The organism is Agrobacterium sp. 20P9.1.2, assembly GCF_057799395.1.
Genome location: NZ_JBYOKI010000001.1, coordinates 157243 through 181576, shown reverse-complemented (window position 1 = coordinate 181576; position 24334 = coordinate 157243). Strand labels below are relative to the sequence as shown.

General features: G+C 58.0%; 23 protein-coding genes. 15 read left to right on the top strand and 8 right to left on the bottom strand.

What is annotated here, in order from left to right:
- The first annotated feature begins 121 nt into the window (after positions 1-121).
- The 6 genes from AC27VJ_RS00855 (at position 122) to AC27VJ_RS00830 (ending at position 5676) form a co-directional block, all read left to right on the top strand.
- The gene (locus tag AC27VJ_RS00855) at positions 122-1159 is read left to right on the top strand and encodes an AbrB family transcriptional regulator (protein ID WP_488682447.1); all 1038 of its coding nucleotides are present in this window, start codon (positions 122-124) and stop codon (positions 1157-1159) included.
- A 148-nt stretch (positions 1160-1307) separates the two neighbouring features.
- Entirely contained in the window at positions 1308-2219 is a 912-nt protein-coding gene (osmF, locus tag AC27VJ_RS00850) for a glycine betaine ABC transporter substrate-binding protein OsmF (protein WP_353578266.1), read from the top strand.
- 39 nt (positions 2220-2258) lie between these two features.
- Entirely contained in the window at positions 2259-3419 is a 1161-nt protein-coding gene (locus AC27VJ_RS00845; protein WP_488683151.1) for an ABC transporter permease, read from the top strand.
- On the top strand, positions 3416-4354 hold the full coding sequence (locus AC27VJ_RS00840; protein ID WP_488682446.1) for an ABC transporter ATP-binding protein: 939 nt from the start codon (positions 3416-3418) through the stop codon (positions 4352-4354). The genes AC27VJ_RS00845 and AC27VJ_RS00840 overlap by 4 nt, the downstream gene beginning before the upstream one ends.
- Positions 4351-5091 carry an ABC transporter permease gene (locus AC27VJ_RS00835; RefSeq protein WP_488682445.1) on the top strand — a complete coding sequence of 247 codons (741 nt, stop codon included), beginning with the start codon at positions 4351-4353 and terminating at the stop codon, positions 5089-5091. Before AC27VJ_RS00840 ends, AC27VJ_RS00835 begins: the two co-directional genes overlap by 4 nt.
- Before the next feature lie 102 nt (positions 5092-5193).
- Positions 5194-5676, top strand: coding sequence for a gluconokinase (locus tag AC27VJ_RS00830; RefSeq protein WP_488683150.1), 483 nt, complete (start codon positions 5194-5196; stop codon positions 5674-5676).
- A 53-nt stretch (positions 5677-5729) separates the two neighbouring features.
- Here AC27VJ_RS00830 and AC27VJ_RS00825 read toward each other — a convergent pair whose 3' ends face one another.
- The 8 genes from AC27VJ_RS00825 to AC27VJ_RS00790 form a co-directional block, all read right to left on the bottom strand.
- The gene (locus tag AC27VJ_RS00825; protein WP_488682444.1) at positions 5730-7031 is read right to left on the bottom strand and encodes an NAD(P)/FAD-dependent oxidoreductase; all 1302 of its coding nucleotides are present in this window, start codon (positions 7029-7031) and stop codon (positions 5730-5732) included.
- Between the two features lies 1 nt (position 7032).
- Positions 7033-8394, bottom strand: a complete 1362-nt coding sequence (locus AC27VJ_RS00820; RefSeq protein WP_162727661.1) for a glutamine synthetase family protein — start codon at positions 8392-8394, stop codon at positions 7033-7035.
- A 194-nt stretch (positions 8395-8588) separates the two neighbouring features.
- Positions 8589-10217, bottom strand: coding sequence for an ABC transporter ATP-binding protein (locus AC27VJ_RS00815; RefSeq protein WP_488682443.1), 1629 nt, complete (start codon positions 10215-10217; stop codon positions 8589-8591).
- Positions 10214-10717 (bottom strand): type II toxin-antitoxin system VapC family toxin, encoded by a 504-nt coding sequence (locus tag AC27VJ_RS00810; protein WP_488682442.1) that lies wholly within the window; start codon positions 10715-10717, stop codon positions 10214-10216. Before AC27VJ_RS00810 ends, AC27VJ_RS00815 begins: the two co-directional genes overlap by 4 nt.
- On the bottom strand, positions 10717-11013 hold the full coding sequence (locus AC27VJ_RS00805) for a hypothetical protein (RefSeq protein WP_488682441.1): 297 nt from the start codon (positions 11011-11013) through the stop codon (positions 10717-10719). The genes AC27VJ_RS00810 and AC27VJ_RS00805 overlap by 1 nt, the downstream gene beginning before the upstream one ends.
- Before the next feature lie 63 nt (positions 11014-11076).
- Positions 11077-12222: an ABC transporter permease gene (locus tag AC27VJ_RS00800; RefSeq protein ID WP_488682440.1), complete on the bottom strand. Its 1146-nt coding sequence runs from the start codon at positions 12220-12222 to the stop codon at positions 11077-11079.
- Positions 12222-13313 (bottom strand): microcin C ABC transporter permease YejB, encoded by a 1092-nt coding sequence (locus AC27VJ_RS00795; RefSeq protein WP_353578261.1) that lies wholly within the window; start codon positions 13311-13313, stop codon positions 12222-12224. The genes AC27VJ_RS00800 and AC27VJ_RS00795 overlap by 1 nt, the downstream gene beginning before the upstream one ends.
- Before the next feature lie 145 nt (positions 13314-13458).
- Positions 13459-15303, bottom strand: a complete 1845-nt coding sequence (locus AC27VJ_RS00790) for an extracellular solute-binding protein (RefSeq protein WP_488682439.1) — start codon at positions 15301-15303, stop codon at positions 13459-13461.
- Positions 15304-15476: 173 nt separating this feature from the next.
- Here AC27VJ_RS00790 and mepA point away from each other — a divergent pair, with 173 nt between their 5' ends.
- The 9 genes from mepA to phnN all read left to right on the top strand — a co-directional run bounded on the left by mepA (position 15477) and on the right by phnN (position 24333).
- Positions 15477-16538 carry a penicillin-insensitive murein endopeptidase gene (mepA, locus tag AC27VJ_RS00785; RefSeq protein WP_488682438.1) on the top strand — a complete coding sequence of 354 codons (1062 nt, stop codon included), beginning with the start codon at positions 15477-15479 and terminating at the stop codon, positions 16536-16538.
- A 100-nt stretch (positions 16539-16638) separates the two neighbouring features.
- Positions 16639-17013, top strand: a complete 375-nt coding sequence (locus AC27VJ_RS00780; RefSeq protein ID WP_353578258.1) for a methylglyoxal synthase — start codon at positions 16639-16641, stop codon at positions 17011-17013.
- Between the two features lie 31 nt (positions 17014-17044).
- Complete coding sequence (locus tag AC27VJ_RS00775; protein WP_488682437.1) at positions 17045-18061, top strand: glucokinase; 1017 nt, start codon at positions 17045-17047, stop codon at positions 18059-18061.
- A gap of 122 nt (positions 18062-18183) precedes the next feature.
- Entirely contained in the window at positions 18184-19941 is a 1758-nt protein-coding gene (locus tag AC27VJ_RS00770) for an ABC transporter ATP-binding protein (protein WP_488682436.1), read from the top strand.
- 23 nt (positions 19942-19964) lie between these two features.
- Entirely contained in the window at positions 19965-20792 is an 828-nt protein-coding gene (dapB, locus tag AC27VJ_RS00765) for a 4-hydroxy-tetrahydrodipicolinate reductase (RefSeq protein WP_488682435.1), read from the top strand.
- Between the two features lie 21 nt (positions 20793-20813).
- Complete coding sequence (locus AC27VJ_RS00760; RefSeq protein ID WP_488682434.1) at positions 20814-21449, top strand: 2,3-bisphosphoglycerate-dependent phosphoglycerate mutase; 636 nt, start codon at positions 20814-20816, stop codon at positions 21447-21449.
- Positions 21450-21911: 462 nt separating this feature from the next.
- On the top strand, positions 21912-22601 hold the full coding sequence (locus AC27VJ_RS00755; protein ID WP_113086289.1) for a DUF1045 domain-containing protein: 690 nt from the start codon (positions 21912-21914) through the stop codon (positions 22599-22601).
- A complete protein-coding gene (locus AC27VJ_RS00750; protein WP_488682433.1) occupies positions 22598-23734 on the top strand; it encodes an alpha-D-ribose 1-methylphosphonate 5-triphosphate diphosphatase in 1137 nt (378 codons plus the stop codon). The genes AC27VJ_RS00755 and AC27VJ_RS00750 overlap by 4 nt, the downstream gene beginning before the upstream one ends.
- Complete coding sequence (gene phnN, locus AC27VJ_RS00745) at positions 23731-24333, top strand: phosphonate metabolism protein/1,5-bisphosphokinase (PRPP-forming) PhnN (RefSeq protein ID WP_488682432.1); 603 nt, start codon at positions 23731-23733, stop codon at positions 24331-24333. The genes AC27VJ_RS00750 and phnN overlap by 4 nt, the downstream gene beginning before the upstream one ends.
- Position 24334 lies beyond the last annotated feature (1 nt).

Below are 24334 nucleotides of genomic sequence, written 5' to 3'. Positions count from 1 at the left end.
TGCAACCCGCGGACCTCGTTCGCGGGTTTTGTTTTTTAAAGGCTTCAAGGTTGACGGGCGCGCCTGAAAGGGCGCAACTGGAAACCGAAATCCGCCTCTTCGATTCCCCTTAGTATTCGCAATGATCATCAAGCCAGACCTCCAGAGTTTCATTCTCACTGCCATCATTGGTAGCATCGGCGCTCTGGTTGCGTTTATGCTCGACTTCCCGGCACCCTTTCTCTGCGGCCCGGCCCTTGCCGTCACGCTTGCCGGGCTCGCCGGTCTTCGGCTCTCGGTTCCCAATCTGCTGCGCAACGCCACATTCGTCATCGTCGGCATTTCCATGGGAACGAGCGTGACGCCGGAGGTGATTGGCGCTGCGAAGACATGGCCGCTGAGCTTCCTTGCCGTTCTCGTCACCGTCGTCATTCTTCTTTATGTCGCCTACTGGATTTTGCGTGGCTTCGGTTATGACCGCACCACGGCGATGCTGGGCGCCTCGCCCGGCCATCTCAGTTACATCATCAGCCTGACGGCGGAAACGAAGAGCGATCTGGCAACCGTCAGCGTCATCCAGAGCGTGCGCGTGCTGGCTCTGACGCTCGCCGTGCCTTTCATTGTCGAATATCTCGACCTGATCAGTATCGAGCCGCCGATCCTACCTCTGCCCATGCATCCTGTCGTACTCGGCCTAACCATTCTGGCGTCACTGGCGGTCGGCTGGCTGTTCATGCGCTGGCGCTTTCCGGCAGCGCTTCTGCTGGGTGGCGTGGCCGTTTCCATCGGCATTCACATTACCGGCCTTACCAGTGGCGGCGTGCCGAGCTGGCTCAGCCAACCCACCTATATCGTTCTCGGCAGCCTTATCGGCACCCGCTTTTCCCGCGCATCGTTGCGGGACATGCGAAAGGCCTTCCTTGCCGGCGGTGTGGTGACGGTCGTCGTCATGCTGCTCGCCTCCGTCATTGCCGTGTTCGTATCGAGACTAACAGGCGTGCCGCTCAACGCCGTCATGATCGCGTTTTCACCGGGCGGTCTGGAAACCATGGCGGCCATGGCCGTGATGATGCACGCAGACACCGCCTATGTCGGTTCCCACCATGTGCTGCGCCTGCTTTTCCTCTCCGCGCTGATGCCGCTGGTCATGGGCAAGGATGCGCGCCGGAAAACCGACTGAGTTCATTTTAGTCGCTGCGTATAAATTCAAATTCGGATGCAACCATTTGGCTCTCGGTTTCGTTACCGCCTACTGAATCGGGGAACCATCGATTTCATCGACATGACGCGTTCCCTCTGGCCCGCACCCGTTCCCATGGAGATTGTTGATGAAGCGTTTGATGAAGCTGACCGGCGCAGGATTGGCGCTCGCTCTTTACGCGTCGATTGCGCAGGCGCAGGTGGTTGTGTCGTCCAAGATCGACACCGAAGGCAGCGTCCTCGGCAACATCATTCTGACCGTTCTCAACAAGAACAATATCGAGACGACCGACCGCATCCAGCTGGGCGCGACGCCGGTCGTACGCAAGGCGATCACAGCGGGTGAGATCGATATCTATCCCGAATATACCGGCAATGCCGCCTTCTTCTTCGAAAAGGCCGACGATCCGCTCTGGAAGGATGCGTCCAAAGCCTATGAAGAAGCCAAGACGCTGGATTACGATGCCAACAAGATTGTCTGGCTTACACCTTCGCCTGCCAACAACACCTGGGGCATCGCTATCCGCAAGGATATTGCCGACAAGAACAATCTGAAGACGCTCAGCGATCTCGGCAAATACGTCTCCGGTGGTGGCCAGATGGTTCTTGCCGCATCGTCGGAATTCGTCAATTCCGCAGCCGCCCTGCCCGCCTTCCAGAAAACCTATGGCTTCACCCTGAAGTCCGATCAGCTCATTACCCTCTCCGGCGGTGATACGGCAGCAACAATCGCTGCCGCTGCCAACCAGACCAATAATGCCAATGCGGCCATGGTCTATGGCACAGATGGCGGCATTGCCCCGTCCGGTCTCGTGGTGCTTGAAGACGACAAGAATGTTCAGCCGGTCTACCAACCTGCACCGATCATTCGCGAAGCCGTTCTGAAGGAACATCCCAATATCGAGCAGCTGCTGAAGCCTGTCTTTGAAAAACTCGATCTCAAGACCCTTCAGGAGCTGAACGGTCGCGTACAGGTGGGTGGCGAACAGGCGAAAAACGTGGCGTTGGACTTTCTGACGAAGAACGGCCTCATACAATAAGAGGCGACTTTGCAGCGCGCCCTCTCTGCCCCTGAGCGTCTGACGTTTAAGCCTGACAAGGTGGGCGCGCTGATCGCCGCCTTGCTGGTCTATGCCCTGGTGGCTCTGCCCTTTGCGGCATTTCGCGCCAACCGCATCATCCAGGGCGAGACGCGCGGCATCCTCGACGCCCTGCCGCCTCTTGCCGGATATGGCCTCATCGCAATCGTCATCGCCGCAGCGGCGGTGGCGTTTTTTCGCAGCGAAACGAAGGTCCGGCTTGTTTCGGCACTGATCGGCCTTGCCGTTCTTGCCTTTATGATTGGCCTTTCGGCCTCCCATCTCACCCCCGCTGAAAACACCTATGCCCGCGTTTCCCCGGCCAGCGGCTTCTGGCTGTTGATGGCGGGTCTGATCGTGATGGCGACGGATGCGATTGCGCGGCTCGATCCCAAACCCGCCATTCGTGTGCTGCTGCTTGTTGTGGCGCTCGCCCTTGTCGGCACCATGCTTGCCTCCGGGCAATGGGACGATCTCTCCCTGTTGAAAGAGTATCAAAGTCGCGCCGATATTTTCTGGACGGAAGCCTTTCGGCACGTGCAGCTCGCCATCGGATCGCTGTTTTCAGCCGTTCTGGTTGGCATTCCGCTCGGCGTTCTCTGCTACAAGGTGCAGAAGCTGCGTGCCGGTGTACTGAACAGTCTCAACATCGTTCAGACCATTCCCTCCATCGCGCTGTTTGGCCTGCTGATTGCCCCGCTGGGATGGATTGCCGCCAATGTCCCCGGTGCATCCGACCTCGGCATTCGCGGCATTGGCATGGCCCCGGCCTTCGTCGCCCTGTTTCTCTATTCGCTGCTGCCAGTCGTTTCCAACACGGTTGTCGGGCTGGACGGCGTTTCGAATTCTGTGCGGGAGGCGGCACGCGGTCTCGGCATGACGGGTTGGCAGCGGTTGATCAAAGTGGATTTCCCTCTGGCGCTGCCCATCATACTCACAGGCATTCGCATCGTTCTCGTCCAGAATATTGGCCTTGCCACCATCGCGGCCCTCATCGGCGGCGGCGGGTTTGGTGTCTTCGTGTTTCAGGGTATCGGCCAGACGGCAATGGATCTCGTTCTGCTGGGCACGATCCCGACCGTCATTCTCGGATTTACAGCTGCCATTCTTTTGGATGCGCTGATCGACAGCAATTTTTTCAAGCGCGGGAGCAACGCATGATCGAGGTCGAAAATCTGACCAAGGACTATGACGGCGCGACCGTCGTCGACAATGTATCGCTGACGATGGAAGCCCGCAGCATCACCGTTATCGTCGGCACGTCGGGCTCCGGCAAGACGACGCTTCTGCGTATGATTAACCGTCTGGTCGAACCGACATCCGGCATCATCCGCATCGACGGACAGAATATTCTGGATATGCCCGGCTACCAGCTTCGTCGCAGTATCGGCTATGCCATTCAGGGCCATGGACTTTTTCCGCACCGCACCGTGGCGCAAAACATTGCAACCGTTCCCGAACTGATCGGCTGGGACCGCTCCCGAATCGACGCCAAGGTGACCGAACTTCTGGAGCTTTTTCAGCTCGACCCCACCCTTTATGCAAACCGTTTTCCCAACGAACTCTCGGGCGGCCAGCAACAGCGTGTGGGCGTGGCCCGCGCGCTGGCAGCGGAGCCGAATATTCTCCTGATGGACGAACCCTTCGGTGCGCTGGACCCAATCATTCGTGCCAAGGCTCAGGAAGATTTGCTGGCGATCCAGAAAAAACTGGGCGTCACCATCGTTCTCGTCACCCACGACATGGATGAGGCCTTTCATCTGGCACACCGTATCGCCGTCATGGACAAGGGCAAAATCGTTCAATATGGCAAACCCGCCGAGCTGGTGCGCGAACCGGCAACGGATTTCGTGCGTACCATGATCGGTGAGCGGGAAAGACCGCTGCGGCTGCTGTCCGTTGCAACCGTCGGCGAGATCGTGGAGCCGGGAGAGGCCGAGGGCGAACCTTTGCCCGCAGCGACCAGCCAGCGCGATGCTCTCTCCGCTATGCTCTGGACCGGGCGTGACACATTGCCCGTGACCGGGCCGGATGGACAGGCGGCAGGACGCATTCGCCGTGAGGTCTTGCTGCACAATGCGGCGGGGTCTGCATGACGAAGCGGCTCGGTCCTTTTCTGCTGGCCGCACTCAGCCTCCTGCTCATCACCTTCCTCGTGGAGCCAGAGCTGTTCGAACCCGTGTTCAAGCCTCTCGTTCAGACCAATGCCCCGGCCATCTACATACAGGCCAATCTTCTGTCGCTGACACTGTCTCATCTGGCGACGGTCGCGATTGCCACGGGCGCCGCTATCGTGATTGCCGGTACGCTGGCCATTCTCGTTACCCGGCGTTTCGGGCGGGAATTCCTGCCGCTTTCGCGCAGCATCGTCAATATCGGCCAGACCTTTCCGCCTGTTGCGGTGCTGGCGCTTGCCGTGCCGATCATGGGTTTTGGCGAGAAACCGACGCTGATGGCGCTGTTTCTCTATGCGCTGCTGCCGATCTTTGAAAATACCATCACTGGCCTTACCACCCTTCCGCCCGCTATTGTCGAAGCAGCCCGCGGTGCTGGCATGACTGGCTTCCAGCGTCTGTGGCGCATCGAACTGCCGCTTGCGCTGCCCGCCATTCTTGCGGGTATCCGGCTGTCCGCCGTCATCAGCCTTTCCACCGCCACCATCGGCTCGACGGTGGCAGCGCGCACGCTGGGTGAAGTCATCATTGCCGGGCTGCAATCCAACAATCTTGCTTTCATTCTTCAGGGCGGTCTCATCGTTGCAGCCCTTGCCGTGTTGATCCATAGCGGGCTATCCATGCTGGAAGCAAAGGCTGCCCAGCGTGCGGGCTACTGAATTGCACGCAGAAAAGATGTCCGCCAGTTAGCGTCATGCTGTAGGCGGATGAAGATCGAATGAGAAGATGCAGAGGTTTTCGTGAAACAGGCAATCATCGTCATGGGCGTCAGCGGCTGCGGCAAATCCACCGTGGGCGAAGAACTGGCCGAAAAGCTCAGCATTCCCTTCATGGAAGGCGACAAGCTGCACCCGGCTTCCAATGTGGAGAAAATGGCTGCGGGCACACCGCTCAACGATGACGACCGCTGGCCATGGCTCGATCTCGTCGGCGCGGAACTGCGCAAAGGCTATGAGGCGGGCGGCATCGTCATTTCCTGCTCCGCGCTGAAGAAGACCTATCGCGAGCGACTGCGCAAAGCCTGCGGTGGCCCATTGGCCTTTGTCTATCTGGAAGGCAGCGAAGCGCTGCTGACCCAGCGCATGGGTGCACGCACCGGCCACTTCATGCCGCTCTCGCTGTTGAAGACACAGCTCGCCACTCTGGAAGTCCCAACCGGCGAACCCGGCGTCGTCACGGTCAGCATCGACGCCACGCCGGACGAAATCACCGAGAACGCCTTGAAGGGTCTGTCGGCGCTATAGGTTTTCACGCAATTCCGGACGCAAAACCGCTTCACACTTTTGCTGGAATTGCTCTAAATCCCCAGCCTGTCGCGCAGGCCATACCACCACGCACCGAGCATGGTAAGCGGCACACGGAACGTCTTTCCACCCGGGAATGGATAGTTCGGCAGCGACGACCAGACATCGAAGCGTTCCGCATGTCCTGCGACCGCCTCTCCCAATATCTTGCCCAGAAGCTGCGTCGTCGTCACGCCATGGCCGCTATCGCCGTGCGAGAAGTAGACGTTGGGTGACAGACGTCCGATATGCGGGATGCGGGTTAGCGTCAGCGCGAAATTGCCGCTCCAGGCAAAATCGATCTTGGTGTTCTGCAATTGCGGAAAGGTGTTCAGCATATTGGGACGGATAACGCTGGTCAGGTCCGCGGGATCGCTGCCGCCATAACCGATGCCGCCGCCATAGAGCAGGCGGTTGTCGGAGGTGCGGCGGTAGTAATCCAGGATATAATTGGCATCTTCGACGCAATAATTGGCAGGCAGAAGCTCTTCGATCAGCGCCGCATCCAGCACCTCCGTCGCCATGACCTGGCTGGACACCGGCATCATCCGCTCGCCGATTTCCGGCAGCAGTCCGCCGAGATAGGCATTGCCGCAGACCAGCACATATTTGGCGGCGACCTTGCCCTGCGCCGTCCGCACAACGGGGTTTGAGCCTTGCTCCACGGCGATGACGCGCGAGTTTTCGAAGATACGTCCACCGAGGCTCTCAATCGCTGCCGCTTCGCCCAGAACATAATTCAACGGATGGATATGACCGCCGAAACGATCGATCATGCCGCCCGCATAGCGGTCCGACTTCACATATTTGCCGACCTCAGCCTTGGAGACCATCTCCAGCCCGGTATGGCCGTGCTTTTCCCAATTGGCCTTGTTCTCAGCCATTTCCTTGATCTGCTTGGGCGTGAAGGCTGCAAAGAAACCGCCATCCACCAGATCGCAATCTATAGTGTATTTCGCGACCCGGTCGCGAATGATCTGCCCGCCTTCCAGCGACATCGCACCCAGCTGCGCTGCCTTCTCCCGGCCATAACGCCCGGCGATGGTTTCGAGGTCGCGGCTATAACCATTGACGATCTGGCCGCCATTGCGCCCGGATGCGCCAAAGCCGATCCGCTCGCCTTCCAGAACGATGACGGAAAAGCCTTTTTCTGCCAGTTCCAGCGCCGCCGAAAGGCCGGTGAAACCAGCACCGATAATGCAGATATCCGCATCCTGATCGCCTTGCAGCGTGGTGCGCACCGTCTTGTTGTTCGCAGATGCCGCGTACCATGAGGTCGTGTGGCCGGGATTGGGGTTAGCGGTTACTTTAGCCATCTCACACCGTCCTGATATATGCGTCATACTCTACGTCGGTCACGCGAAGCGAAAACTCGGAAAGCTCCTGCTGTTTGCAGGCGGAATACAGCGTACGATATTTTTGCCCGAAGGTCGCATAGGCAAAGCTGGAGCGCGTGAAACGCTGCAGCGCATAGTCCCAGTTGGTCGGAAGCGGCTCGTGATTGATGGCGTGGCTATCGCCCGAGATGGCCCCACCCGGCTGGCGCTTTTCCTTCATGCCGGCAAGGGCCGCGCTGAGGATCATGGCCAGCACCAGATAAGGGTTGGTATCGGCACCCGCCACGCGGTGTTCGATGCGGGTTGCGGGCTTGCTGGCGGTGATGACGCGCACGGCAGCCGACCGGTTATCGATGCCCCAGGAGGCGTAGGTCGGGGCGTGTTCGCTGGGGCGCAGGCGGCGGTAGGAATTCGCGTGGGGCGCAAACACCGCCATGCTCTCTCCCATGTTTTCCAACAGACCGCCGACGGAATGCATCAGCGCTTCGGATGCGCCGTTTTCGCCGGCATAGATATTGTTGCCGTCCCTATCCAGCATGGAAAAATGGACATGCATGCCATTGCCCGCCTGCATGCCATAAGGCTTGGCCATGAAGGTGGCATCAAGATCATGCTTGCGCGCCACGCCCTTGACGATGCGCTTCAGAAACACCGCGAAATCCGCAGCTTTGAGCGCATCCGGCACATGGTTGAGATTGATTTCGTATTGACCGGGGCCGTTTTCGCGAAGGGTCGTATCAGCCCCCACATCCTGCGCGCGGCAGGCGGTGGCGATATCGTGGAAGACTTCTTCGAAATCCTGCAATTCGGAAATCGACAGAACCTGCGTCTGGCCAGTGTGCCAGCGGCCTTCTCGGCTGCGCGGCGGTCGCACCGGGTCGAGCGCCGAGCGCACAGGGTCGATGAGATAGAATTCCAGCTCCGTGGCCACCACGGGTGTCAGACCGCGCTTGGTAAAGCCATTCATGACCCGCGCCAGCACATTGCGCGGATCGCCATAAAAACCGCTGCCATCCGGGTCCTGCATGGCCAGCAACACCTGCGCCGTGGGGCGCCCCAGCCATGTGACGCGCGAGAGCGTGCCCGGCACAGGAAAACACAGGCCATCCGGATCACCCGTGCCTTCTGCAAGGCCAGCGGCATTGACGTCGCGACCCCAGATGTCCAGCGCATAGACGGAGCGTGGCAGGGCCATGCCTTTTTCCAGCACGTCGATGGCCCGTTCACGCGGTATCCATTTGCCGCGCGGCACGCCATTCACATCGATGACAAAGGCTTCAAGAATTTCAATATCGGGGTTTTGTTCGAAAAAGGTCTTTGCGTATTCAATATCGGCCATCATTCACCAGAAGGTTGTTTCGTTTTTGGGTGCGGCACAAGTGCTGCTAACGAAAAGCATCCTGCTGCTGATAGATCAGATATCGCGCTGTCATGATGACATCATGCCCCGCAGTTCCCAATGTCCCCACTTATGTTACGTGGGCAAGACGCATAAGGCCAGCGTGTTTTTCAGCGAAAGCAGGCGCTTGAGCGCGCCTACTCGCTCACCGCCGCCGTCTTGACTGCCTCGATGTTGAAGGCAGCCGCCATAAGCGCGCGTGTGTAGTCTTCCTTCGGCGCCTCGAAGATGGACTTTGCCGGTCCGCTTTCCACCACCTTGCCGTGACGCATGACGATGACATCATTGGCAAGCGCTTTCACAACCTTGAGGTCGTGGCTGATGAAGAGATAGGCGAGATCATGCTTGGCCTGCAAATCCCGCAACAGATTGACCACCTGCGCCTGCACGCTCATATCCAGCGCCGATGTCGGCTCGTCCAGCATGACGAAGCGGGGTTTCAGCACCATGGCGCGGGCAATGGCAATGCGCTGTCTCTGGCCGCCGGAGAATTCATGCGGATAACGCCAGCGCGTGGCGGGGTCGAGCCCCACCTCATCCAGCGCTTGCGCTACCCTCCGGTCCCGCTCATCGGCAGACAGGGATTTCTCATGCACCCGCAGACCTTCGGCAATGATCTCCCCCACCGACATGCGGGGGCTCAGCGATCCGTAAGGGTCCTGAAACACCACCTGAAGCCGGTTTCTGAGCGGCTTCATCATGGAATAGGAATAGCCATCGATGGACTGGCCGATAAAGCTGATGCGCCCCTTGGAGGATATCAGCCTCGAAAGCGCAAGGCCCAGCGTCGTCTTGCCGGAACCGGATTCACCCACGACACCGACCGTCTGCCCGGCGCGCAGGGTAATATCGATGCCATCCACCGCCTTGACGTGATCTACCACCTTGCGCATCAGCCCGGCCTTGATCGGGAACCAGACCTTGATCTCGTCTCCCTGCATCACCACCGGCTTGCTGCTATCAGACAGCGGCGGCTCGCCCTTAGGCTCGGCAGCCAGAAGATGGCGGGTATAGGCGTGCTGCGGGTTGTTGAAGACCTGCTCGACCGTGCCGGTCTCAACGATCTTGCCCTTGGTCATCACGCACACGCGGTCTGCGAATTTACGCACGATGCCGAGATCATGGGTGATGAACAGCATGGACATATCATGCTGGTTCTTCAAATCGCCCAGAAGCTCCAGAATTTGCGCCTGCACCGTCACATCCAGCGCCGTCGTCGGCTCGTCCGCGATCAACAGCTTCGGCCGGTTGGCGAGCGCCATGGCAATCATCACACGCTGCCGCTGGCCACCGGAGAGTTCATGCGGATAGGCCTTCAACCGCTTCTCAGGCTCGCGAATGCCGACCTGCAAAAGCAGTTCCAGCGTCCGCTTTCGTGCCTCGATACCGGTGATGGCCTGATGAAGCTCCAATATTTCGCCAATTTGCCGCTCGATACTGTGCAGCGGGTTGAGCGACGTCATCGGCTCCTGAAAGATCATGGTGATATCGTTGCCGCGCACATTGCGAAGATCGCGCAGCGACGCATTCAGCAAATCCTTACCCTCGAACAGGATTTGCCCCGAGGGATGGCTCGCCGCCGGATAGGGCAAGAGCTTCAAAATGGAATTCGCGGTCACCGACTTGCCGGAACCCGACTCACCCACCAGCGCCACGACCTCACCCGGCATGATGTCGAACGACACATGATCGACAGCCACACTCTCCTTGCCACCCTGATGGAAGGCAACGGAGAGATCGCGGACGGAAAGAAGCGGAGCGGTCATACAGAGAGGCTTTCAGTAATGGATGTCAGACTGGCCTCGTCAGGGCGAACAACATTAATCGGAGGAGCTTTTTTCGCGAATCCATATCGCTCGTGAACAAGTTGATATTGCCCGCGAATTCCGAGATCGTTTGTGAGAAAATGGGAACAGCTCATTCCAATGGCAGTCGAAAGATGAATGGCATCTGGTAATTTTAGCCCTTTGTGCTGCGCACGTAGTACGGCAGCATATCTCAATATCGGCATCTCAACGGGCGCAACTTCAAGCCAGTCGCTGGTCGATATCATATTCTCATATTTGTCGATTAGTGAATCGTTTAGTTCCCTGTATGGCTTTACGACAAGTTCAGATAACGACAGTTGGCTTGTCACCAATACTGGAGAATTTTCATTGTCAACAAGGAATAAATCATTCAGTTTATTGCTGATTTCTTCGTCATCGCCTTCAATTGCCATAATAAAAATATTCGTATCGAGATAAACTCTTTCAATACCTTTCATCAATCATCCCACTCATCGCGGAGACGACGGATACGTTCAACCGCTTCGTCTGCCGTAACGCGCTGCTGATTTTCTTCTCTATATCGGGCGATAATATTCACGGTGTCGATAGCAGTCAGCGGCTTTGATTGTCTCTGTTCCAGACCAGCGAAGCCGCGAAGATGCTCACCGCCCTGGTTTTTCGGCGTCTCTTCCACCTCGATCACAACACGCACGGTGGAACGATCGCTCAGCCCTTGCCGAAGGTCAGCAGGCAGCTTCTCTACAGGGTAGTGGTCACGCACAATCTTGTTCATGAAACTCTCCAAAAGCATTCCGCGAATAGAGTGCCACAAAACCCAACAAAACGCGACAGTCGATCATCGGAAGGTCTTTCTCGGGTCGAAGGCATCGCGCACTGCTTCACCGACGAAAATCAGCAACGAAAGCATGATCGACATAGTGAAGAAGGCCGTCAGCCCCAGCCAGGGTGCCTGAAGGTTGTTCTTACCCTGCGCAATCAGTTCACCCAGCGAAGGCGAACCCGGTGGCATGCCGAAGCCGAGGAAATCGAGCGAGGTGAGCGTGGTGATAGAGCCCGAGAGGATAAAGGGTAGGAAAGTCAGCGTTGCCACCATGGCATTGGGCAACAGATGCCGGAACATGATGGTGCCGTTCCCGACACCTAACGCGCGGGCGGCATTCACATATTCGAAGTTTCTCGCCCGCAGGAATTCCGCGCGCACGACACCGACGAAGCCCACCCATGAAAACAGCAGCATGATGCCCAGCAGCACGAAAAAGCCGGGCGGCAGAATGGCCGCTATGATGAGCAGGATGTAGAGCACCGGCATGGACGACCATATTTCGATGAAACGCTGCATCAGAAGGTCGGTCCAGCCGCCGAAATAACCCTGCACCGCACCGGCGGTTACGCCGACAATGGCCGATGCAATGGTGAGCGCCAGACCGAATAGAACCGAAATACGGAAACCATAGATGACGCGGGCGGCGACATCGCGCGCCTGATTGTCGGTTCCCAGCCAGTTGAGATTGCCAATCGTACAGCCGGGATCTGCCGCACCTTGAGGATAGCCCGAGCAACGCTCCTGCGCATCCATCAGCAAGAAGGGTGCCGTGGGGGCGGAATGTGGAATGTTCGAATTGACCGTCTGGTAGGAATAGCGGATCGGTGGCCAGATCATCCAGCCATTGGCGTTGATCTCATCCTGAATGAAAGAGGATTTGTAATCCGTCTGGGCCAGAAAGCCGCCAAACTTCTCTTCCGGGTAATCCACCATCACAGGCACCAGAATCTCACCCTTGTAGGAGGCGAGAATAGGCTTATCGTTGGCGATGAATTCCGCACATAGGCTGAGCCCGAACAGAAGCAGGAAAAGCCAGAACGACCAGTAACCGCGGCGGTTGGCCTTGAAGTTCTGCCAGCGCCGCACGCTTGTGGGCGAAAAGTAGGGGCGCTTTTGCGGTGGCGCTGCATCGGTGGCGGCGGGTGAAACAAGCGTCATTACACATCCCTCCGCTCGAAATCGATGCGCGGATCGATCCATGTATAGATGAGGTCGGATATGAGGCTGACGACAAGGCCCATCAGCGAGAAGATGAACAGCGTGCCGAACACGATGGGGTAATCGCGGTTGACGACCGAGAGATAACCCAGCCGCCCGAGGCCATCCAGCGAGAAGATGTTTTCGATCAACAGCGAACCGGTGAAGAAAGCCGAAATGAAGGCGCCGGGGAAACCGGCAATGACAATCAGCATGGCATTGCGGAACACATGGCCATACAGCACTTTGCGCTCCGAAAGCCCCTTGGCGCGGGCCGTGACCACATATTGCTTCTTGATCTCATCGATAAAGGAATTCTTGGTCAAAAGCGTCGTCGTCGCAAAGGCTGAAAGAACAAGTGCTGTAAGCGGCAGCGCTAAGTGCCAGAAATAGTCGATGATCTTCTGCCACCATGTCAGTTCCGCGAAATTGTCCGAGGTCAGCCCGCGCAGCGGGAACCAGTCGAAGAAGGATCCACCCGCAAAAACCACGATCAGCAGAATGCCAAACAGGAAGCTCGGCACCGCATAACCGACGATGATGATGCCCGATGTCCAGACGTCGAAGCGCGATCCGTCCGAAACCGCTTTCTTGATGCCGAGCGGAATGGAGATGGCGTAGGAAATGATCAATATCCAGAAGCCGAGCGAAATCGACACCGGCAGCTTATCTATGATGAGATCGATGACTGAGGAATTGCGGAAGAAGCTGTCGCCGAAATCGAAGCGGATGTAGTTCCACATCATGTCCAGAAAGCGGGTCAACGGCGGCTTGTCGAAACCGAACTGCTTTTCCAGCTTCGCGATCAAATCCGGGTCGAGCCCCTGCGCGCCGCGATATTTCGAACCGCTCTCATCTAGACCGCCCTGCCCCATGAGGTCGCCACCGCCGGAAAGTCGGTCGGAAGCGCTGTCACCGGAGCCGGAAAGCTGGGCGATGACCTGCTCCACAGGCCCGCCCGGAGCGAACTGAATGACGAGGAAGGAAATACCCATGATACCGATAATGGTCGGTATCATCAGGGCCAAACGCCGCAGAATATAAGCTCCCATCAGGCGCGTCCCTGCATGGCAAGAGGTTCGGTCATCATCGGTTTCGTCAAACCGTTTCCTTTCGGGCCTGCGGACAATGCCTCAGGCGTCGTGATTCGTAATGGTCCATGTGAATCAAGGCTTGGCTTATAAAGCAAGTCCCGCATCATTTCCCGGCGTTTGCGGACCACCATGCGTCGGGAAAGCCGATGCCGTATCGGGGAAGGTTTTGCGGCTGCACCAGCGTCTTCCAGTAGGCAAGCGTCATCTCGCCGCGATAGAACTGCGGAATGACGTAGTTTCCGGCCAGAAGCACGCGGTCCAAAGCTTTTACGGCAGCAACCTGATCGTCCCGGTTTGCTGCAAAAATGATTTTGCGAATAAGCGTGTCCACAGCAGGATTGTTGATACCTGCGAAGTTCTTCGAGCCCTGACGGTCCACGGCCTTGGATCCCCAGTAATCGGACTGTTCGTTGCCAGGGTTGGCACTCTGAGCCCAGAGATTGACGATCATATCGAAATCGAAGGAGCGGGTGCGGTTCGTGTATTGCGACGTATCGACAAGCCGCACCGTCGCGTTGATGCCGATCTTCTTCAGATTTTGCGTGTAGGAAACGACGACGCGCTCCATCGCAGCGGAATCAACGAGAATTTCGAAATCGAATGGCTGACCGGTGGACGCATTGACCATGCGGTTGCCGCGCAGTTCATATCCGGCGTCCTTCATGAGTTTGACGGCCTCGCGGAGATTGTCGCGCTGCTTGGCCGGATCGCCACCGACCGGGTTGCGATATTCCTTAGTGAAGACTTCAGGTGGGATCTGATCTTTGATCTCGTTGAGAATTTCCAGTTCTTTGCCTTGCGGCAGACCGGATGACGCCAGATCGCTGCCCATGAAGAAGCTGTTGATCCGTTGGTACTGATTATAAAACAGCGTGCGGTTCATGTCTTCGAAATCGAACGCATAGTTCAAAGCCAGACGGACCTTCGGGTCTTTGAACTTGTCCCGCCGCCCATTCGGAACCAGCGCCTGCATGATACCGACAGAGCGGTAGATATTGGGCAGCTCTTCTTTCTTGATACGACCGTCTTTCACGGCCGGAAAATCATAACCGGTTGCCCAGCGCCCTGCCGAATTCTCCTGCCAGAAATCCGTATTCCCGGCCTTGAAAGCCTGAAACTCGACATCGCGGTCGGTATAGAATGTGTAAGTGATTGTCTTGAAGTTGTTCAGCCCGACATTGACGTTGACGTCCTTGCCCCAATAATCGTCGCGCCGCTCATAGGTAATGGTGGAGCCCGGTGCGATGGACGCGATCTTGTACGGGCCGGACCCCATGACGGGTTCCAGTGTGCCACGGGAAATGTCGCGCGGTTTGCCGTCAGCGCCATTGGCCTCCCACCAGTGTTTGGGCACGACGAGAAGCTGGCCGACGATCTGCGGCAGTTCCTTGTTGTTTTTCTCATCGAAGGTGAAGGTGATCTCACGCTCGCCGGTCTTTTCGGCCTTTGTAACGTGGGTGTAATAGGTGGCCAGTTGCGGGCTTAAATCCTTCGCTTTATCGAAACTGAAAACCACGTCTTCCGGCGTCACCGGCTGGCCATCGGCCCATTTCGCTTCTTTTCGCAGGCGAAAACTGGCCTTGGCGATATCGTCGGGATAGCTGACCGCCTCTGCAAGAAGACCGTAGGACGAAGACAGCTCCTCCTCCGAAGATTTCATCAGCGTATCGAAAACGAGGCTCAGTCCTGTCGCAAGCTCGCCCTTGGCCAGAAGCGGATTGACCGTATCGAAAGTGCCAGCGGTCGACATGCGTAGCGCGCCACCCTTCGGCGCATCCGGGTTGACATAATCGAAGCGCTCGAAACCGTTTGGGTGCTTCAGCTCACCGATTGTCGAAATCCCACTGCGCCAGACATCACCATCCGCAGCCGATGCTCCCATGGGAGCGACCGCAAGAGACAGGGTGGCCAGAGTGAACAAGCCGGATTTCAACATTGCCAATGCCATGGGGCGACAGTCCTTTTTGGTTTTCATTGCCGCGCAGCATAAGACAAACATGGGCAAAAAATAGGGGGCCTGCCTCAATCCTTCGAGAGCCCGCAAACATGCTTTCACCAAATTCCCGTTCCAGCGTAATATTCAAAAGAGAATCAGCTCAAGCATTGCAGGCGGCGGACGATATGGAAAAACAGGCAACGGGCCTGCGCAAGGCATCCCTTCTGGCCCTCTCGGTCATATCAATGATGTCTGTGGATATCGGGACCGCCTTCGCGCAGGACGGCCCGGCCAAACAGGTATTCGGCAATATTGCCCTTCCATCTGCCGGTCCTTCGATTTCCTACGGATCCTATGCCAAGGGTTGCCAGTCGGGCGCGGTGGCGCTGCCCACAGAAGGTCAGGGCTTTCAGGCCATGCGGCTGTCGCGCAACCGTCGTTGGGGCCAGCCGCAACTGATTTCCTTTATCGAACGCTTTGCGCAGGATGCCCAAAAGATCGGCTGGCCGGGCCTGTTGATCGGCGATATCTCGCAGCCGCGTGGCGGGCCGATGCTAACCGGCCATGCCTCGCACCAGATCGGCCTCGACGTCGATATCTGGTGGCGACAGATGCCTAATCAGGTGATGAGCGCCGAACAGCGGGAAAGCACACCCTTCATTTCCATGCTCGATAAGAGCAAATTCCTGACGGTGGATGATCGCAAATGGTCGCCGCTCAATGCGAAACTGGTGATGATGGCGGCGAGCTATCCGCAGGTGGAGCGTATCTTCGTCAATCCGGCCATCAAGCAGAAGCTATGCCAGTCATGGACCGGCGACCGCACCTTCATGGGCAAGATCAGGCCGATCTATGGGCATGACGAGCATTTCCACGTTCGTCTGGAATGCCCGCCGGGCGCGACCAATTGCAAGCCGCAGGCACCCGTTGCAGCAGGCGATGGCTGCGACAAGTCTTTGGCATGGTGGTTCACCAAGGAGCCTTGGGCCACACCGAAAAAAGACCCCAACGCCAAGCCGCCAAAGCCGCCGCGCCCGATGATGGTGTCCGATCTGCCAAAGGCCTGCGCCGCCGTTGCGGCTGCGCCCGCTGCAAACGGAGCCAGCATGGCTGTTCGGGAAACCTACGTGCCAGCGGCAGCAGCACCGCAGGCGCCTGCCCCGGCACGGTCGCAGTCCGGCGGCTCCGGCGTTCCCATGCCACCCGCAGACGTTCCACGCCCCTCATCGCGCCCATCGCTGAACTGATGTGACCCAACACCGCTTTTCAAACGGTGTCGAGTTGCTATAGAAGGCTTCAAATCGATTTAAACATCGCAACGCAAATAACGCTGGCGCAGGACATGAGATGACCGGGCAACGCTGTATCGCACTGATCGCACATGACCTGAAAAAAGACGATATGGCGGATTTCGCCCGCGAGCATCAGGCGGCGCTATCGCAATTTCGCCTTGTTGCCACTGGCACCACCGGCGGGCGCGTGCAGGATGCCTGCCCGGGCCTGAATGTCATCCGCCTGAAAAGCGGCCCGCTTGGCGGTGACCAGCAGATCGGCGCGATGATCGCGACGGGCGAAGTGGATATGCTGATCTTTTTTGTCGATCCCCTCACAGCCTTACCGCATGATGTTGACGTGAAGGCCTTGACGCGACTTGCAACGGTTTACGACATTCCCATGGCGCTGAACCGCGCCACAGCGGAAATGCTGACAGACTTTAATTGAAACATTGATATCCGGCGATCCAGGAGCAGCAATGCCCAAGCAGAACGATACTCTTTCCTTTCCCATTCTCATTGGAGATATCGGTGGCACCAATGCCCGTTTCTGTATTTTGCAGGATGCCGATGCCGAGCCGGTGCAACTGACCAGCGTCAAGACGGCGGATTTCAAGACCATCGATGATGCGATCAGGATCGCCATCCTCGACAAGACATCGTTGCAGCCGGTTTCGACCATTCTTGCCGTTGCCGGCCCCATTGAGACGGATGAGATTCCGCTGACAAACTGCCATTGGGTGGTCAAGCCGAAAGAGATGCTCGTCAATCTCGGCTTGAAAGACGTCATCGTCATCAATGATTTCGAAGCACAGGCACTCGCCATTGCCACTCTCGGCGACGACAACAGGGACACGATTGGCCCGCAGCGCCCCGACATGATGGCGTCACGCGTGGTGCTTGGGCCAGGCACGGGTCTGGGTGTCGCCGGGCTGGTCTATGCCCGCCACATGTGGTTTCCAGTGCCCGGCGAAGGCGGCCATATCGATATCGGTCCACGCAGTGCACGCGACTATCAGGTCTTCCCGCATCTCGAAACCATCGAAGGCCGCATTGCCGGTGAGCAAATTCTCTGCGGACGCGGCCTCGTCAATCTTTACCGGGCCATTTGCAAGACGGATGGCGTGACGCCTTCCTTCTCGGACCCAGCCGAGATCACCGCGACGGGCCTCAGCGGCGAAAACCGCGAGGCGAAAGAAACCCTGTCTCTGTTTAGCACCTATCTCGGTCGCATCGCAGGCGATCTGGCACTGATCTTCATGGCGCGAGGCGGGGTCTATCTCGCTGGCGGGATTTCTCAGAAAATCATCCCCGCTTTGAAACTGCCGGAGTTCCGCGCGGCCTTCGAAGACAAGGCTCCGCACAGCGCCTTGATGCGCAGCATTCCGACCCATGTCGTCACCCATCCGCAAGCCGCTCTAGCAGGGCTATCGACCTATGCCCGCAGACCCGAAGACTTCGGCTTGGCGCTGGACGGTCGGCGCTGGCAGGCTTAGAGCGCACTCGGCACTGGTCAAAACCTGCCCGAATGGCTATAGACGCCCGTAAAGAAGGCGGCTTGCCCGCCAGAACCGCACAAGGTGGATAAAGCTTGAAGACCGCCAAGACACGGCATCCAATGGATACCGACACAATTACATCTGTCCTGAAACGCATTTTTGCAGAAAACGCCCGTGATCATATTTCCGGCTACGCATTTGCGATTTTCTGCCTGCTGACCGTTGCCGGGACCACGGCTTTCACGGCCTGGATCATGGACTCCATCATCAACGAAGCCTTCGTCAACAGACGGGCCGATCTCGTCTGGATCATCTGCTTCTCCATTTTCGCAGCCTTTTTCATCCGCGGAATTGCAACTTACGGCCAGTCGGTGGCGCTGTCGAAAATCGGTAACAACATCGTCGCGCGCTATCAGAAGCGTTTGTATTCGCATCTGATGACACTGTCGGTCGGGTATCTCAGCGAATCCCGCTCAGCCCATCTCGCAGCACAGGTCAGCCAGAACATCGGCGGCATCCGCGATGTCATGAACCTTACTGTCACTACTGTTGCTCGCGATCTCCTGACCTTCATTGCGCTGGTTGCGGTGATGATCTTCAAGGATCCGGTTCTTTCCATCGTTATCGTTTTCATCGTGCCGCCTTTGGTCCTTGGCCTGCGCTACATTGCCAAGCGGCTGCGCAGCGCCACGCGCGACGCGGTCATTCTCAACAGCCGCGTGCTGGGCGCCATGCAGGAAACATTGCAGGGTATTGCCATCGTCAAAGCCTTCACGATGGAAAAGCAGCTAGAGACCAGAGTTGATGCGGTCATCGATTCCGCTGAATGGCGTGCCAATCGTATTGCACGACTGACCGAGAAAAGCGCGCCCCTGACCGAAACCATTGCAGGCCTCGCCGTCTCTGGCGTTCTGGCCTACGCCGCCTATCGCGCCATTTACAACAATGTTCCGCCGGGCGCGTTCTTTGCCTTCGTGACTGCACTTCTTCTGGCCTATGATCCTGCACGGCGTCTCGCTCGCGTTCAGATTTCGCTGGAGCGCGCCGTCGTCAACGCACAGATGATCTATGACATTCTCGACATGGAGCCCGTCCAGCGCCAGAAGCCGGATGCGAAGCCGTTGGCCGTGTCCAACGCGACGGTTGAACTGCGTGACGTGGTATTTTCCTACAAGGATGGCGGTGCAATTCTGAAGGGCGTGAGCTTCGTTGCCGAAGGTGGCAAGACCACCGCTTTGGTCGGCCCCTCCGGTGCGGGCAAATCGACCATCATCAACCTCATACCGCGCTTTTACGATCCAAGCGGCGGAGCGATCCTGATCGATGGTCAAAACATCGCCGATGTCACGACCATGTCCGTTCGCCAGAACCTCGCTTATGTGTCGCAGCAGCCTTATCTCTTCGAAGGCACCATCCGCGACAATATTCGTTACGGTCGCCCGGAAGCGACGGATGCCGAAATCGAAGAAGCAGCACGGCTTGCTTTTGCGCATGACTTCATCCTCGCTCAGCCGCAGGGCTATGAGACGCCGGTCGGCGAGAACGGCATGACGCTTTCCGGTGGTCAGCGCCAGCGCCTGTCGATTGCCCGCGCGCTGGTACGCAATGCACCGATCCTGCTGCTGGACGAAGCGACCTCCGCGCTCGATACAGAATCGGAAGCCGTCGTGCAGATGGCGCTCGACACCGCCATGACAGGGCGCACCGTCATCGTTATCGCCCACCGTCTTTCGACCGTGGTCAAGGCAGACAAGATCGTGGTGATGAATGAAGGCCTCGTCGTGGAAGAAGGCGTCCACGAGACGCTTGCGCGTCAGGAAGATGGTCTTTACGCTCGCCTCAACAATCTTCAGGCGACGGGCGTTCGCGGTCTTTAAACGAAAGCATTGAGTGGGGCAGCATGAGCGGCAATGGCATGAAACTGGTGGTGGTCGGTGCAGCTGGGCGGATGGGGCAAACGCTGATCCGCCTGATCCACGAAACACCGGGTGTCCAACTGCATGCCGCCGTGGAGCGTGAAGGCTCCCCCTTTATCGGTCGTGATGCTGGCGAGATTTCCGGCCTTGGTCCCAACGGCGTAGCAATCACCAGCGATGCGCTCGAAGCTTTCGTCCATGCCGAAGGTGTCATCGATTTCACCTCACCCGCTGGCAGCGTCGCCTTTGCCGGTCTTGCCGCACAAGCCCGCATCGTCCATGTCATCGGCACAACGGGTTGCTCGGTGGCGGATGAGGAAAAATTCGAGGCTGCGGCTCGCCATGCCCGTGTCGTGAAATCCGGCAATATGAGCCTTGGCGTCAATCTGCTCAGCGTTCTCACGCGGCAGGCGGCAAAGGCACTGGATGGCAGCGGCTGGGATATCGAAATTCTCGAAATGCACCACAAGCACAAGGTCGATGCGCCCTCGGGCACCGCCCTGCTTCTCGGTGAGGCTGCGGCCAAGGGCCGGGGTATCGACCTTACATCCAAATCCGTGCGCGTGCGCGATGGCCATACCGGCCCTCGTGAAGGTGGCACGATTGGTTTTGCCACATTGCGCGGCGGCTCCGTCGTCGGCGACCATTCGGTTATTTTTGCTGCAGAGGGTGAGCAGGTCACGCTGTCCCACCATGCGGCAGACCGCACGATTTTCGGGCGTGGCGCCATCGCTGCTGCCGTCTGGGCGCATGGGCAGAAACCCGGCCTTTATTCCATGCTGGACGTTCTCGGTCTGGCGAAAGACCAATAATCAACTCGGAGAGCAATTGATATGAGCGGAACCCTCGTCCTCGTTCGTCACGGCCAAAGTGACTGGAACCTCAAGAACCTCTTCACGGGCTGGCGTGACCCTGACCTCACCGAACTCGGCGTGCAGGAAGCCAATGCAGGTGGCAAGGCTCTGGCCGATTATGGCATCAAATTCGATATCGCTTACACCTCATCGCTGATCCGCGCCCAGAAAACCTGCCAGATGGTGCTCGACAATGTCGGCCAGCCTGACCTTGAGACCATCCGGGATGAGGCGCTGAACGAGCGCGACTATGGCGATCTCTCCGGTCTCAACAAGGATGATGCCCGCGAAAAATGGGGTGAAGAACAGGTGCATATCTGGCGCCGTTCCTACGATATTCCACCTCCAGGCGGTGAAAGCCTGCGCGACACCGGCGCCCGCGTCTGGCCCTATTACCTGACGGAAATCCTGCCGCGCGTTCTGCGGGGCGAAAAGGTACTGGTTGCTGCGCACGGCAATTCGCTGCGCTCGCTGGTCATGGTGCTGGACAAGTTGAGCAAGGAAGAAATCCTCAAGCTCAACCTCGCGACCGGTGTTCCCATGGTCTACAAGCTGAACGCAGATTCCACCGTCGCTTCCAAGGAAGTGCTGGGCGATATGTCCGCGGCGCATTAATAGTGCGCAGAATCAAAAAAGCGCCGCTGCGTAAAGCTAGCGGCGCTTTTTGTATTTTATCTTCTTCTTACTCGAGCGTTCCAGCACAAGGAAAATATTGCGCCTGAGCTAACGTCAGAAATTGCGATGTTCGCCGAACCAATAGGCGCAACATACGCTGGAAGCGGCAAATACTGTAAAGAACAGTGCGACGAGAATTCCGATTTCCATGAGCCTGTGCTCCTTGCATCCGTGAATACTTGCAAGACTAACGCAGAATGGTTGAAGAAGTTTCATCATGGATTTCGGGCGTGGAGAAGCGAGCAGCGATCTCACCCCTAAAATGCATCTCTCGGGCAGAGTTTTTCGCCGCTATCATCATTCCGTCACGTAGAGGTTCTAATTCGCTTCTGCGGCCTTGCTTCGCCAAGGCGAGTCATTCCAAATACCGCTCTGATCCCTGATACTGAAAGTGCGACCGACGTGCGCTACGCCATCTATTTTACACCCGCCGAAAACGATGCCCTGACCGAAAAGGCATCGCGATGGCTGGGGCGTAATGCGTTTTCCGGTATTGCTCATGATGACCATGAGGCCTATGCGGAGATCACCGCCGAACCACGTCGATATGGTTTTCACGCCACGTTAAAAGCGCCCTTCGAGCTGTCCGAGAAGCGTAGCGAAACCGATCTTCTGGCCGCTTTGCAGGCGTTTGCCGCCTCGCGGCAGGCTTTTTACATCCCCAAACTGGTGGTCGGATCTCTCGGACCCTTCTTTGCGCTGGTGCCGCACGCGCCGTATCAACCACTTCAGGATTTTGCAGCAGACGTGGTCGATTATTTCGAGCCCTTCCGTGCACCCTTGTCCGACAGTGACATCGCCCGCCGCAGGCCGCAGAACCTCACGGAAAGCCAGCGGCATAATCTGTCGCTCTGGGGCTACCCGCATGTCATGGACGATTTTCGCTTTCACATGACACTCACCGGACCCGTGGATGAGGCAGACACTGCGCACATATCCGGCGTGCTGGCGTCAGAATTTTCCAATTTCACGGATCGGCCACTGTCCATTTCGGGACTTGGCCTTTTCGTTGAGAAGGCGCGTGGCGAGGCCTTCACCATTCACACATGGCTGCCGCTTGCCGCACCTGATATGAAAGAAGCAATAGCATGACGGAACAGATATTCTCCAACGCCCGCATCGTTCTTGAAGACAAGATCATCGAAGGCTCGGTCTTGGTTCGCGATGGGCTGATCGCCGATGTCAGCGAAGGCACATCCCGCGTCGGCGAGGATTTCGAGGGTGACTATCTGATCCCCGGCCTCGTGGAATTGCACACGGACCATCTTGAGCAGCATTACTCGCCGCGCCCGGGCGTGACCTGGAACAAGATTGCCGCCATTCAGGCGCATGATGCGCAGATCGCCTCATCAGGCATCACGACGGTGTTCGATTGTCTTCGCCTCGGCTCGGATGAAGATGGCGGCTTTGCCAAGGGCGAAATGCGCGACATGGCCGACGCCATCGAGCAGGCGCAGAACGAAAACCGCCTGCGCGCCGATCACCTGCTGCATCTGCGCTGCGAGGTTGCGGCTGGCGACGTGCTGGATCATTTCGAGGACTTCGAAAACGACCCGCATGTGAAGCTGATTTCGCTGATGGACCATTCCCCGGGGCAGCGCCAGTTCCAGACCATGGATCAATATATCGTCTTCTATCAAAAGAAGCGCGGGCTCAGCGACGAGGTCTTCAAGGCTTTCATGGAACGGCGTGTCGCTGCATCGGCCAAATATTCCGCCCCGAACCGCGATTATCTGTCCGCCCGTTGCCTTGAGAGGGGTATCACCATTGCCAGCCATGACGATGCCACCCATGCGCATGTCGAGGAAGCCATCGGCCACGGCGTCAAGCTGGCCGAGTTTCCCACCAGCGTCGAGGCGGCGCAGGCATCGCACAGCGCGGGCATGAGCGTGTTGATGGGTGCACCCAACATCGTTCGTGGCAAATCCCATTCCGGCAATATCGCAGCGCGCGATCTCGCTGAACTCGGCGTGCTCGATGTCCTGTCGTCCGACTACGTTCCTTTCAGCCTGCTGTATGCGCCGTTTCTGCTGGCCGATCAGGTCGAAGGCATGACGCTGCCCAAGGCGCTCTCCATGGTCACCGCAACACCTGCGCGTACCGTGGGTCTCAGCGACCGCGGTCGCATCGCCACCGGCCTTCGTGCAGACATGCTGCGTGTTCACAGGGACAAGGATGTTCCCATCGTCCGCTCCGTCTGGCGGCAAGGCAGGCGCGTGGCATGAACGAGAGCGCGCCGCATCTTTCCAACCCGGCTGCGAACCGCCACGGCGTGATGATCGTCGTGGTCGGCCCGAGCGGTGCTGGCAAGGACACGCTGATGGAATTTGCGGCACAACGGCTCGGCCAACGGGAGGATATTCACTTTGCCCAGCGCGCCATTACCCGCAGCCGGGATGCGGGCGGTGAGAACCATGATGCGGTGACGCCGGAAGAGTTCGCGCGCCGCTTCGAAAACGGTGATTTTTGCGTGTCCTGGCAGGCGCATGGCCTCAGCTACGGCATTCCGACCTCGGTTCGGGACCAGCTGGCGCAAGGCAAGATCGTCATCGCCAATGGATCACGGTCCGCGCTCAGCCATTTCAAGGCGGCCTTTCCGACGCTGAAAGTCGTCAACATCATCGCCACGCTGGATGTTCTGGCCGCGCGGCTGGAAAGCCGTGGCCGCGAAAGCCGGGAGGAAATCCTCCGCCGGCTCCAGCGTAGCTCGCTGGAAGTCTGTGGCGACTTCGATGTGACGACGATAGACAATAGCGGTGCGCTGGAGGTTTCCGGCGCAGCTTTTGCTGAGCTGCTCGAAGAGCAGCTCAGCCGTTGCCAATGAT